Below are 12342 nucleotides of genomic sequence, written 5' to 3' on the forward strand. Positions count from 1 at the left end.
TCACGACCAACCACGGTCGGAACCCTCGTCCCGGTCGGCTTCGACGCCTACACGCGTGTACTCCAACCAGTTTCTTCCGTCTCCGACAACGCAGCGGATCTACTGCGCTGGTCGGATATTGCACGCGAGTCAGGGTGCGTCGCGCACGCGTCCATGGAACTCGAGGTGATGCTTTCGCGGTTACCGGGAAGGCCGCGCTCGACCCCTCAGAGGCCCGTCTTGCCGTGGCGCGACCAGGTGGCGACACTCGCGCAACTCCTTCGCGCTCACACGACCACACCTAATGACTGCTGGTTCGCCTTCTGGGAGGGCAACACCGCATTTCAAGGCATTCCCACCGAGACACCCAGGCTGACGATCGCCGGCTTCCGGTACTACCTGCTACGCGGACCGATAACGCGGGCAGTGGACACCTTCCACGGCTTGGAACACCACATGTGGTGGCCGGAGGGCCGGGAGTGGTGCGTGACATCGCATTTCGACTTTCCATCCACTTTCATCGGCGGGAGCAACGACTGCATCGAAGACGTCTCGGCCGCTGACGAACTCGAGACCTGGCCCGCGGCGACGGATCAACCGATCACGATCGACAGCGATCTACTCAATGGCCCAATGGCAGTGCGACCTCACCCGCAGCGGTCTTGACCCTCACGACGAATTGAACATATATTCACCTACAATGAATGACTATTCACTACGCGCCTAGGACACTCCATGGACCTGAAACAGACCGACGAACAGAAGAGCTTCAAGAAGTTGGCTCGCGACTTCCTGGACAAGGAGGTCGTGCCCTATCGCGCTCAATGGGATCGCGACGAGTCTGTCGACACCGGCATCGTGAAGAAGCTCGGCGAGATCGGGTTCTTCGGGATGACCATCCCGGAGGAGTACGGGGGGCTCGGGGGCGACTACATCACGTACTGCATCGGCATGGAGGAACTCGGCCGAGCCGACTCCGCCGTGCGGGGCATCGTCTCGGTCTCGATGGGCTTGGTCGGCAAGGTGATCCTTTCGCACGGCACCGAGGAGCAGAAGCACGAGTGGCTACCGCGGATCGCCGCCGGCGATGCGCTCGGCTGCTTCGGACTCACCGAGCCCGACAACGGCTCCGACCCAGGCCATCTCAAGACACGGGCGGTTCGCGACGGCGACCACTATGTGATCAACGGATCCAAGATCTTCATCACCAACGGCACCTGGGCCGACCTGTGCTTGGTCTTCGCTCGCACGGGCGGCCCCGGCCCCAAGGGTGTATCCGCATTCCTGGTCCCCACGGACACGCCGGGTTTCGAGTCACGGGAGATACACGGCAAGCTCGGCCTCCGAGGTCAGGCCACCGCCGAGTTGAGTTTCACGGATCTCCGCGTGCCCGCAAGCGCCATGCTCGGGGCAGAGGGGCAAGGATTCTCGATCGCAATGCACTCGCTGGACAAGGGTCGCGTCTCCGTGGCCGCAGGGTGCGTGGGCATCATCCAAGGCTGCCTCGACGCCTCAGTCGAATACGTGAAGGAACGCAAGCAGTTCGACCGACCCATCGCCAGCTTCCAACTCGTCCAGGAAATGATCGCGGACATGTCGGTGGACGCCGACGCCGGCCGACTGCTGTCCTGGCGCGCAGCCGATCTCATCGAGCGCGGCGAGCTGTTCGGCGTCGAGGCTTCCAAGGCCAAGTACTTCTGTAGCGAGGCGGCAGTGCGGGCGGCAAACAACGCCATCCAGATCTTCGGCGGATACGGGTACGTCGACGAATACCCGGTGGCCAAGTTCATGCGCGACGCCCGAGTGATGACCCTCTACGAAGGCACCAGCCAGATCCAGAAACTGCTCATCGGCCGCGCCGAGACAGGAATCAGCGCGTTTCTCTGACCAGAAAAGGACGGGCCCCGGCATCGACATGCCGGGGCCCGTTCTCGTCCACTCAGGACCAGTCGTAGAAACCCTTCCCCGACTTTCGGCCGAGTTCGCCGCGAGCGACTTTGTCCCGCAACAGCTGCGGGGGCGCAAACCGCTCTCCCAGCCTGCCGTGCAAGTACTCGGCGACCGCCAACCGGATGTCCAGACCGACGAGGTCGGTCGAGCGCAACGGGCCCATCGGGTGCCGGTAGCCGAGTTCCATCGCCTTGTCGATCGATTCGGCATCCGCCACGCACTCTTCGAGCATCCGAATGGCCTCGAGCCCCAGCATCACCCCGAGCCTGGACGTTGCGAAACCCGGCGAGTCGTTGACCACGACGGGCTCCTTGCCCAGGTGTGCGACCCACGCGGTCATGTCCTCGATCAGTTCGTCGCCCACGCCTTCGGGACGGATGATCTCGACCAACGCGGACGCCGGCACCGGGTTGAAGAAGTGCATACCGAGGAAACGCTGCGGAGCCGCCAGCCCGCCCGCGAGCTCCGACACCGACAGCGAGCTGGTGTTGGTGGCGATGACGGCGTCGTCCGACACCGCTGCCTCCACCTCGCGGAGCACGCCGGACTTGAGCCTCATGTCCTCGGGCACCGCCTCGACGACCAGATCCGCATCGCCCTCGAGGTCCGCAACGGCCGGGATCACCCGGACCCGTTCGGCAACTTCGGCGACCGACTCGGAGAGCTTCCCTCGCTCCTGCGCACGTGTGAGCGATTGGATCAGCCGACCTGTCGCAGCTGCGTGATCGCCGGGCTCGCACACCACCACTTCGCTGCCCGATGCGGCGAAAGTGTGCGCGATACCTATGCCCATGCGGCCACCGCCGACGACCACCACTCGCTTGGGAAAGTTCCTCATCTTCGTCTCTCTTCTCCTCGACTCGTGCTCACGTGACCCTTGACACAGTATCAAGAGTGAATGTAGGTTCATTCGTATTGAACATCAATTCACTCATTGGATCGGCGCAGGTCCGAATGGAGAAGAGGAGAGGTCATGACCGACTACGAGGACATCCGATACGAGGTCGAGGGACCGACCGCGATCATCACGATCGATCGCCCGAAGCGGTACAACGCCTTCCGTGGACGCACCGTCGAGGAGCTCATCAAGGCCTTCCGCACCGCATGGGCGGACAACGACGTTCAGGCGATCATCCTCACCGGAGCCGGCGAAAAGGCGTTCTGCACCGGCGGTGACGTGAAGCAGCGCGCAGAGACGGGCGACTACGGCCCCACCGAGTCCGGCATGTTCGAGATCGGAAACCTCCACAAGCTGATCCGTGACGTCCCCAAGCCCGTCATCGCTGCCGTCAACGGCATCGCCGTCGGCGGGGGACACGTCCTGCACGTGCTGTGCGACCTGACCATCGCGTCCGAGACTGCGAAGTTCGGCCAGGCGGGGCCGCGCGTCGGCTCCTTCGACGCCGGGTTCGGCTCCGCATACCTCGCCCGCGTGGTCGGGGAAAAGCGCGCCCGCGAGATCTGGTTCCTGTGCCGTCAGTACGACGCGGCCACCGCCGAGCGCTGGGGACTCGTCAACTGGGTGGTACCCGCCGACTCTCTGCTCGACGAGGCAAAGGCAGTCGCCGCCGAGATCGCGGCCAAGAGCCCCACCGCAATCCGCTTCCTCAAGCAGTCGTTCAACGCCGACACCGATCACCAGGCCGGACTGAGCAACCTGGCGATGTCCGCACTGGACCTGTTCACGCATTCGCCGGAGGGGCTCGAAGGTGCTGCTGCATTCGCCGAGAAGCGCACTCCCGACTTCAACAAGTACGTCAAGGCCTGAAGGGGTATCACGATGACCAACACCATCGCCGTCGTCACCGGAGCAGGTTCCGGAATCGGGCGCGCGGTCGCACTCGCACTCGCCGAACGCGGAGACAAAGTCGTGGCTGCCGATCTCGACCTCGACGCAGCAACGAAGACCGCTGCCGACAATTCCGAGGCCATCTTCCCCATGCAGGTCGACATCGCCGACCGCACCCAGGTCGATGCCTTGCGCGATCGGGTGACAGCAGAAGTCGGCGTTCCGACCGTTCTCGTCAATGCCGCCGGCTGGGACCGAACGGACCAGTTCCTGAACGCGACAACCGAATTCGCCGAGAAGGTCGTCGCCATCAACTATCTCGGGCCGGTGCACATGTGCAGCGCCTTCCTTCCCGGCATGGTCGAGGCAGGTGGCGGGGGACGGATCGTCAATCTCGCCAGCGACGCCGGCCGCATCGGCAGCGCGGGCGAGAGCATCTACGCCGGCGCCAAAGGCGGGGTGATCGCCCTGTCGAAGTCACTCGCTCGCGAGATGGCTCGCCACCAGATCAACGTGAACTGCGTGTGCCCCGGCCCTACCGACACACCGCTGTTCCAGGCGCAGCCGGAGAAGCTGAAAGAAGCACTCGTGAAGGCGATTCCATTCCGTCGTCTCGCCCAGCCCGAAGAGGTCGCAGCACCGGTCCTCTTCTTCGCGTCCGATGCCTCGTCGTTCATCACCGGACAGGTGATCAGCGTCAGCGGCGGACTCACCATGGCCGGCTGACCGGCCGACTCGACGGAGGACGATCGTGACCTACACCTATGACGCTGCCGCGTATCGCAGGTATTTCGAGAACGATTTCACATACCTCAACGGCTTTCGGCGCAACGTGCATCGCTACGGAGCAAGGCCGGCTCTGCACTCCCCCGCAACCGGGGAATCGTGGACCTACGCCGAACTCGGTGACCGAGTCGATCGCCTCGCCACCGGACTGGTGGCCGCAGGAGTCTCGGCTGGGGACGTCGTCGCGTATCAGCTGTTCAACGGGCCGGAATTCGCCCAGCTGTATCTCGCGACGCAGGCCGCGGGCGCAGTGGGATCGCCGATGAACTTCCGTCTCGCCTCCGGTGAGACCACGACCATTCTCGACTCGAGTCGGCCGAGCGTCTTCGTGTACGACACCGAGATCGGTGACATGGTGCGCGACGCGTTGTCGCGCTCGTCCCACACCCCGGACGTGATCGTGGCCGTCGGACCGGGCGAACCGGTCGCGTGTGAGGGCGCTCGATCGTTGCGGTTCGACGATCTCGTCGCCGACACCGTCGCGCTGCCCGACCTCAGCCGGACCGCCTTCGACGAAACCACCCGGCTGTACACCTCCGGAACCACGGGTATGCCCAAGGGAGTGCCGCTGAACAGCACCATCGAGATCTTCAGCGCCCACGACGTGATCATGCACTTCCCGCTGTCCCCGGAGGACAAGACGCTGAACATGACTCCGTGGTTCCATCGCGGCGGCTTGTACTGCGCGGGGCCGAACCCCACGTTCTACCTCGGCTCTTCGCTGATACCGATGCGCACCTTCGACCCGGAGCTCACTCTCGACTGGGTGCAGGAACACGGGATCACGTTCCTGATCGGTGCCCCCACCAACCTCGCGATGCTGGCCACGGCGCAAGAGAATCGGCCTCGCGACCTGTCGAGCCTTCGGGGCATCGTCACGATGGGAGCACCCCTCGAACGCGAGGCCGCGCTTCGCTACCAGCAGGTTCTCACACCGCGAATCTTCAACGGCTACGGAAGCACCGAGGGCTTCTGGAACACCTTCCTCCGTCCGAGCGACCTACCCGAGATGGCCGGCACGGCGGGCCGGGCCTGCATCGACGACGACGTTCTGGTGGTCCGAGTGTTCGACGATCGCCTGGCCGAACCACACGAAACGGTCGCACGCGACGGCAACGAGGTCGGCGAGGTGATCGTCCGTTCCCCGAAGGGCGCGAACGCCTACTTCGACTCTCCCGCGCAGGAAAAGGAAAAGTTCCGGAACGGCTGGCTGCACATCGGCGACCTCGCAACCTGGGACGAGAACGAGTTCGTCACCATCGTCGGACGTAAGGACGACATGCTGTTGTCCGGTGGCGAGAACGTGCATCCTGTCCAGGTGGAGGAAGCCCTCAACGCGCATCCCGCCGTCACGGACAGTCTCGTGGTCGGTGTACCCGACGACAAGTGGGGGCAGGCGGTGGTCGCGTACGTAGTTCTCGCGGACCCGACTGTGAACGCCGACGATCTCGATCGGCACTGCCGCACTCATCCGATGCTGTCTGCTTTCAAGCGTCCACGCGCCTATCGCATCGTGGAATCGCTCCCGGTTTCCGCCACAGGTAAGAAGCTCCATTACAAAGCCTCGGCAACCGCTGTCGAGGAAGTCGCTGCCGGCTCCTTCGACTACCCTTCGGTGGTGCCTGCCACGGCCGGATCACAGAGGATCGACTCATGAGCACCCACGCCAAGCCCGCGAAGTTCGACCCCGTCGACCCGTTGGACATCGATTCGATGTACTCCGACGACGAGATCGCCGTCCGGGACACCGTCCGCAAATTCTGTGCGGACAACATCACGCCACATATCGCCGAATGGTTCGAAGCCGGCGACCTGCCCGGCGCCCGTGAGCTCGCCCGCGAGTTCGGCAAACTGGGTGTTCTCGGAATGCATCTCGAGGGATACGGATGTGGCGGCTCCTCGGCCGTCCATTACGGCCTCGCCTGTCTCGAACTCGAGGCGTGCGACTCCGGGATACGTTCGCTCGTCTCGGTTCAGGGCTCACTCGCGATGTTCTCGATCTGGAACTGTGGCTCGGAGGACCAGAAGAACGAGTGGCTACCGCGGATGGCGGCCGGAGAGCTGATCGGTTGCTTCGGCCTCACCGAACCGGACGCGGGCTCGGACCCCTCGTCGATGAAGACGTTCGCCCGCCGCGACGGCGACGACTGGATTCTCAACGGCCGGAAGATGTGGATCACCAACGGTTCCATCGCCGATGTGGCCGTCGTCTGGGCCAGGACGGACGAGGGCGTTCGAGGCTTCATCGTTCCCACGGACACACCAGGATTCAGCGCTCCCCTGATCAAGCACAAGATGTCGCTGCGCGCGTCGATCACCAGCGAACTCGTGCTCGACGACGTGCGGTTGCCCGCCACCGCACTGCTGCCCGAGAACCAGGGCCTCAAGGGTCCGCTGAGCAGTCTGTCGGAGGCTCGCTACGGAATCGTGTGGGGTTCGATGGGCGCGGCTCGCTCGGCCTGGCAGGCCGCGTTGGACTACTCGATGCAGCGCAATCAGTTCGGAAAGCCGCTCGCGGGGTTCCAACTGACCCAGGCGAAGCTCTCCGACATGGCGCTGGAACTACACAAGGGCCAGCTCCTGTCGTTGCACCTCGGGCGCCTCAAGGACAGTGTCGGGCTGCGGCCCGATCAGGTGAGCTTCGGCAAGCTCAACAACACCCGCGAGGCAATCGACATCTGCCGTACTGCACGAACGATCCTGGGCGGCAACGGCATCTCTCTCGAATACCCGGTGATCAGGCACATGGTGAATCTCGAATCCGTACTCACCTACGAGGGCACACCCGAAATGCACCAGCTGATCCTCGGCCAGAAGTTCACCGGCGAAGACGCTTTCCGCTGACAGGAGCACCATCATGAGTTCACTCGTCCACGAGAGCGAGCACCGCCAATTCCGCGATGCTGTTCGCGGATTCGTACGGGAGAAGGTCGTGCCGTTCGACGAGCAGTGGGACCGCGCCGGTGCGCTGGACCGTTCACTGTTCACCGACGCCGGAAAGCAAGGACTGCTCGGGTTTCCCGTGCCCGAGGCCTACGGCGGCCCTGGCGTCGACGACTTCCGCTACAACGCAATCCTCATCGACGGGGTGGGTCGGGTCGGTGCAGCCTCTGCTGCCATCGCCTTCTCGTTGCAGAACGATGTAGTGCTGCCCTATCTGACGGACATGACCGACGACGAGCAGAAGCAGCGTTGGTTGCCCGGCGTGGTGGCAGGCGAGACTGTCCTCGGCATCGCCATGACCGAGCCCGGAACGGGCAGCGATCTCACCGGAATCCGCACCACAGCGGTTCGCGACGGTGACGACTACGTCGTCAACGGCAGCAAGACCTTCATCTCGAACGGACAGAACGGCGACCTGTTCGTCGTCGCCACGCGGACGTCGGCCGACCCCCACAAGGGGTTGACGCTGCTGGTCGTCGAAGCCGATACGCCCGGCTTCGAGAAGGGACGCAATCTCGACAAGATCGGGCTACACGCACAGGACACCAGCGAACTCACGTTCACCGACATGCGCGTGCCCGTACGCAACCGCCTGGGCGACGAAGGAAGGGGCTTCTACCAGCTGGTTCACAACCTTCCGCAGGAACGGCTGTCTCTCGCGATCGGCGCGGTGTCCGCAGCCGAGGGCGTGCTCGCGACGACCCTGGAGTACGTCAAGGAACGGAAGGCTTTCGGAAAACCGGTCTCGAGCTTCCAGAACACCCAGTTCGTCCTTGCCGAACTGTCCACTGAACTCGACATCGCACGCACGTATCTGGACGACTGCATCGCCGAGCACGTCCGGGGTGAGCTGACAGCCGCCCGGGCGGCACGGCTCAAGTGGTGGACAACCGAACTACAGGCGAAGGTGGCGGACCGTTGCCTGCAATTGCACGGCGGATACGGCTACATGCGGGAGTATCCGGTGTCGCGCGCCTTCGTCGACGCGCGTATCCAGACCATCTACGGCGGAACCACCGAGATCATGAAGACGATCGTCGCGAAGGATCTCGGTATCTGAGCGAAACCGGGCTGGATAAGGTGAGACACAATGAATAGCCGCTCACTGGGCGTCAACGGAGGAGTGCACAATGCCGGCTGATCGGGTCGAACTGGCCGTCGACGAGGCTGTCCGTGCCGTTCGGACGTCGTCACGCCGTCGGCAAGTCCTCGATGCGGCCGTCAAGGTCATGCAGCACACCGGCTTCCATCAGATGTCGATGCAGGCACTTGCCGACGAGGCCAACATCAGCGTGGGGCTCATCTACAAGTATTTCGGCGGCAAGGAAGAAATACTCCTCGCCACCATCATCGACATCCTCGACGCCTTCCGCGATCAGCTCGAACCGGCAATGGAGGCGGCCGGCACCGACCCGGTGATACGGCTTGCGGCCGGTATCCGGCGCTACATCGAGGTGGTGGACGAAAACCTCGACGCCACGGTGCTGACGTACCGCGAGAGCCGCACTCTCGACCAGGCCGGACGCGACCGCATCAAGGAACTCGAGATCGAGACCTCTGCACCACTTCGCACCGTCCTGGAAGACGGCATCGCTGCCGGTGTGATGAACAAGGTGGACGTGGATCTCATGGTCTTCGACCTGATGATGATGGCCCACGGCTGGGCATTGAAGCGCTGGCACCTGGGGAGCCGCTACACGCTCGACCAATACGTCCGGTCCCAGACTCGATTCGCCTTGAACACGCTCCTCCCCCAGTCCGACCGCGACAAATACTCCGACCTTCTCGGGTGACTCAGACCGCGTTGTCGAGCTCCGCAATGTCGTCGTCGGAGAGTGCGACATCGGCGACCTTCATGTTCTCCTCCAAATGCGCAACGCTCGACGTACCGGGAATCAGTAACACGTTGGGACGATGCGCGAGCAACCACGCCAGACCGACCCGTGAAGCCGGGACGCCGATCCGCTCGGCCACGGCCTGCACCGTCGCGTTGTCGGTGACCTTCGGCAGGTTCGGAAACGCTGATCCGAGCGGGAAGAACGGAACATAGGCGACGCCGGCGTCGTGGCACAGATCAGCACGTCCGCGTCTTTCCGGTCGACCAGGCTGAACCCGTTCTGCACACACACGATGTCGGCCTCGGCGATCGCCTGCTCCACCTGGGCGCGAGTCGCAGTCGAGATTCCGACGCCGGCGATCTTGCCCTCTTCGCGTAGCGCGACCATCTCGGCCAGCTGATCGCCGAGTGGCACCTTCTGATCTTCGGGCCGATCGTGGTCTTCCATCAGACGCAGGTTCACCGCCCCGAGACGATCGACACCCAGCCCTTTCAGGTTGCCCTCGACCGACGAACGCAACTGCTCGGGCCGCTGTGCCGGAATCCAGCCGCCCTGATCGTCGCGAACCGTGCCGACCTTGGAGACCAGAACCAAGTCGTCGGGGTACGGGTACAACGCCTCGCGAATCAGCTCGTTGGACACATCGGGCCCGTAGAACTGGGCGGTGTCGATGTGGTTCACCCCGAGTTCGATCGCGCGGCGGAGGACGGCCACTGCCTCGCCGTGATCGCGCGGCGGGCCGAATACACCACTACCCGGGAGCTGCATCGCGCCGTAGCCGACACGACGCACGGTGAGCGGACCGAGAGAGTAGGTGTCCATCCCTCGACGCTAGACCCGGCGGCGGTCACACCGCAGCCGGACGGACGGTCTGTTCGTGCCTACGCAGAACCCATGTCGGCGGACAGCCAATGCTCCGGCCGCATACGGATGGCGGCGTGTTCGCCGAGCTCCGTTCGTTCGAACTCGAGGAACTCGGCCACCCTGTCCGCGGGGACATATCGCTCCGCCATTTCGCGCGCCTCCTCCTCACTGGAGGGTCCGATACTGGTGACGGCCCCCTCCACCGACACGTATCGCACGGTCGGTTCGGTGCGCTCCACCAGCAGGCTGAAGCGTCCCGCAGACCGAATAGCGCGCGCCTTGCGTGAATCCGGGCCGGTTCGCACCCACAACTCGCCGCCTGGAACGTACTGGTACCAGATGGGGACCGTCAGCGGGGCGCGGTCGGGACGCTCGACGACCGACAACGCCCCGATGTGCGGCTCCGCCAGAAACTGCTCTCGTTCTTCCTTCGAAAGTGCCATGCGCCAACGGTAGATGTGACCCCCGACACCTATTCGCGTTCTAGCTTCCCGCGCCTGGCCGCCCCGACAAGCAACTTCACCCCCACCGCGATGAGCGCGATGTTCGCAAGCATCTGCACGGTGACGAGCACTCGCGCCAACTGACTGTCGGCGGCGATGTCGCCGAAGCCGACGGTGGCGAGAACCGTGACCGTGAAATACAGGGAGTCGATGCGGGTCAAGGTATCGGTGAAGTTGCCTGGGTCGGCAACGGACAGGGCGTAATAACCCGAGGCGAAGATCAGGATGAACAACGGAATCGTCGCCGCGAGGGCCTCGATTGCTCGCAGTTCAGGGTGAGTGGACTGCAGAATCCGACTGATCTGCAGTCCGATGAGGGCAACCACAGCCGCCAACCCGAGAAGCAACCCGAGCGATGGGCCCCACTCGTCCAAGCCCCGGAACGGGATCAAAAAGTAGAGAGTGAGCAGCACACTCGACACCACGATCACCCGTGCCGTAACACCGGCCAGCAACCGACGCCGCTGGGCTCGGGACAATTGGTCAGGACGTGGTTCTTCGACCGTCACCTGTCAATAGTGCTGCGCCCTGCCCCCGAGCGGGTCCAATTCCACCCACCCCGCCCTCGACCAATGTCACACAGGTTCAACCCACGAGAACCCGTGTGACATTGGTCGGGGTCAGCCGATACCGGAAGCCTTCAGTGACTCGGCGATCATGTCGACGAGGCGTGTGCGTTCACCGGCATCACGACGAACGTCCTGGCTCACTTCGATGTGAATGAATTCCGCACCATGCGCGCGTGCTGCGTCGGCCTCGACGTTCGTGGTCCCGGCCAGTTCCTTGCACTTCTCACCGTCGTGAAGGCAGGTCTCGAAGCCCCCTCCACGCAGGTCCTCGTCGAGTCGGTGCACTGCCGGTGACGGATCGTCCTGGGCACTGGAGAGTACGACGTCGCCGAGATCCGTTTGATGATTTGCCTGCGAGAAACCGTGAATCTGCACGACGGTGGTCCCGGGTTTCACGACGGCCTCGTTGACCGCTGCGAACGCAGTGTCCTCACGATGGGCCACATCAGCAGCGCCGCCACCTGCAGTCCGATGGGCGCCCGCCAACATGAAGAGGCTCGATTCGGATTCCGAGAACAACTGCGTACCCATCTTCTCGACCTCGAACTCCGAGATCGGATGGGGAATCTGCACTATCAACGGCGACTCGGTATTCGCGTCGTCGCGCACCGCATACATGCCGTTGCCGGCGTGCGGATCGCCCTGCTCGACCAGTGCCGTCACTGCTCCGTCGACCGCTACCCGGTCGTAGGCATCCACCGCAGCATCTCCGCCGCCCATGAGGTCGGCTACTCCCGCAACGATTCCGTCGACGGTTTCCGGACTCGGCGGTGAATACGCCGACGAGTCACGGCCCGGGGACGCATCTATCGACCGGTCCACCACCGAGTCCAATTGTTCGACAGATTGTGCGTGTGCCGAACCAAGGGCGATGGGCGACATCGCCATCGCTCCCGTCATGGCGAGGGCAATTCCGTAGCGGGCAGTGCGGTCGATACGTCCCATTCGATCTCCGTTTCGAGGCGAAGTGGCCGGCGTAGTCCGGGCTCCTCCCCCTCGAACCGGATGGTCGTCGGCTATAGCGACGAGAACGTATCGAACCCTGAGCAATCTGCGGGCAATTTCCGGCGAATCGATGTTGGAAGGCAACACGATTCGCCGGCTCCATACTTACTGATCAG

The 12342-nt window shown here is 63.7% G+C and carries 12 protein-coding genes and 1 pseudogene; 8 read left to right on the forward strand and 5 right to left on the reverse strand.

The genetic code is table 11. From position 1 onward, the window contains the following. The first annotated feature begins 237 nt into the window (after positions 1-237). Both ACZI8R_RS17360 and ACZI8R_RS17365 read left to right on the forward strand, forming a co-directional pair. Positions 238-645: a hypothetical protein gene (locus tag ACZI8R_RS17360; RefSeq protein WP_463380904.1), complete on the forward strand. Its 408-nt coding sequence runs from the start codon at positions 238-240 to the stop codon at positions 643-645. Positions 646-714: 69 nt separating this feature from the next. Further along, on the forward strand, positions 715-1866 hold the full coding sequence (locus tag ACZI8R_RS17365) for an acyl-CoA dehydrogenase family protein (RefSeq protein WP_463380905.1): 1152 nt from the start codon (positions 715-717) through the stop codon (positions 1864-1866). 52 nt (positions 1867-1918) lie between these two features. On the opposite strand, the gene ACZI8R_RS17370 is transcribed toward ACZI8R_RS17365, so the two are convergent. Beyond that, positions 1919-2767, reverse strand: coding sequence for a 3-hydroxyacyl-CoA dehydrogenase family protein (locus ACZI8R_RS17370; protein ID WP_463380906.1), 849 nt, complete (start codon positions 2765-2767; stop codon positions 1919-1921). A gap of 135 nt (positions 2768-2902) precedes the next feature. On the opposite strand from ACZI8R_RS17370, the gene ACZI8R_RS17375 reads away from it, so the two are divergent. The 6 genes from ACZI8R_RS17375 to ACZI8R_RS17400 all read left to right on the forward strand — a co-directional run bounded on the left by ACZI8R_RS17375 (position 2903) and on the right by ACZI8R_RS17400 (position 9240). Beyond that, complete coding sequence (locus ACZI8R_RS17375) at positions 2903-3697, forward strand: enoyl-CoA hydratase-related protein (protein ID WP_463380907.1); 795 nt, start codon at positions 2903-2905, stop codon at positions 3695-3697. Between the two features lie 12 nt (positions 3698-3709). Beyond that, entirely contained in the window at positions 3710-4444 is a 735-nt protein-coding gene (locus ACZI8R_RS17380; RefSeq protein ID WP_463380908.1) for an SDR family NAD(P)-dependent oxidoreductase, read from the forward strand. A gap of 25 nt (positions 4445-4469) precedes the next feature. Next, positions 4470-6161, forward strand: a complete 1692-nt coding sequence (locus tag ACZI8R_RS17385) for a class I adenylate-forming enzyme family protein (protein ID WP_463380909.1) — start codon at positions 4470-4472, stop codon at positions 6159-6161. After that, positions 6158-7348, forward strand: a complete 1191-nt coding sequence (locus tag ACZI8R_RS17390) for an acyl-CoA dehydrogenase family protein (RefSeq protein WP_463380910.1) — start codon at positions 6158-6160, stop codon at positions 7346-7348. Before ACZI8R_RS17385 ends, ACZI8R_RS17390 begins: the two co-directional genes overlap by 4 nt. A gap of 13 nt (positions 7349-7361) precedes the next feature. Then, positions 7362-8507, forward strand: a complete 1146-nt coding sequence (locus tag ACZI8R_RS17395; protein WP_463380911.1) for an acyl-CoA dehydrogenase family protein — start codon at positions 7362-7364, stop codon at positions 8505-8507. A gap of 70 nt (positions 8508-8577) precedes the next feature. Next, positions 8578-9240, forward strand: a complete 663-nt coding sequence (locus tag ACZI8R_RS17400) for a TetR/AcrR family transcriptional regulator (protein ID WP_463380912.1) — start codon at positions 8578-8580, stop codon at positions 9238-9240. 1 nt (position 9241) lies between these two features. Here ACZI8R_RS17400 and ACZI8R_RS17405 read toward each other — a convergent pair. The 4 genes and pseudogenes from ACZI8R_RS17405 to ACZI8R_RS17420 form a co-directional block, all read right to left on the reverse strand. Next, positions 9242-10107: pseudogene (locus ACZI8R_RS17405) on the reverse strand (oxidoreductase). A gap of 59 nt (positions 10108-10166) precedes the next feature. Next, entirely contained in the window at positions 10167-10592 is a 426-nt protein-coding gene (locus ACZI8R_RS17410; protein WP_463380913.1) for a pyridoxamine 5'-phosphate oxidase family protein, read from the reverse strand. 29 nt (positions 10593-10621) lie between these two features. Further along, complete coding sequence (locus ACZI8R_RS17415) at positions 10622-11161, reverse strand: potassium channel family protein (protein WP_463380914.1); 540 nt, start codon at positions 11159-11161, stop codon at positions 10622-10624. Positions 11162-11272: 111 nt separating this feature from the next. Next, positions 11273-12166: a hypothetical protein gene (locus ACZI8R_RS17420; RefSeq protein WP_463380915.1), complete on the reverse strand. Its 894-nt coding sequence runs from the start codon at positions 12164-12166 to the stop codon at positions 11273-11275. Between the last annotated feature and the right edge of the window lie 176 nt (positions 12167-12342).

This window comes from Rhodococcus huquni (assembly GCF_055231055.1).

Coding starts and splice junctions, on each gene's coding strand:
- ACZI8R_RS17365 (WP_463380905.1), top strand. CDS start 715: ATGGACCTGAAACAGACCGACGAACAGAAGAGCTTCAAGAAGTTGGCT.
- ACZI8R_RS17370 (WP_463380906.1), bottom strand. CDS start 2,767: ATGAGGAACTTTCCCAAGCGAGTGGTGGTCGTCGGCGGTGGCCGCATG.
- ACZI8R_RS17375 (WP_463380907.1), top strand. CDS start 2,903: ATGACCGACTACGAGGACATCCGATACGAGGTCGAGGGACCGACCGCG.
- ACZI8R_RS17380 (WP_463380908.1), top strand. CDS start 3,710: ATGACCAACACCATCGCCGTCGTCACCGGAGCAGGTTCCGGAATCGGG.
- ACZI8R_RS17390 (WP_463380910.1), top strand. CDS start 6,158: ATGAGCACCCACGCCAAGCCCGCGAAGTTCGACCCCGTCGACCCGTTG.
- ACZI8R_RS17395 (WP_463380911.1), top strand. CDS start 7,362: ATGAGTTCACTCGTCCACGAGAGCGAGCACCGCCAATTCCGCGATGCT.
- ACZI8R_RS17400 (WP_463380912.1), top strand. CDS start 8,578: ATGCCGGCTGATCGGGTCGAACTGGCCGTCGACGAGGCTGTCCGTGCC.
- ACZI8R_RS17410 (WP_463380913.1), bottom strand. CDS start 10,592: ATGGCACTTTCGAAGGAAGAACGAGAGCAGTTTCTGGCGGAGCCGCAC.
- ACZI8R_RS17420 (WP_463380915.1), bottom strand. CDS start 12,166: ATGGGACGTATCGACCGCACTGCCCGCTACGGAATTGCCCTCGCCATG.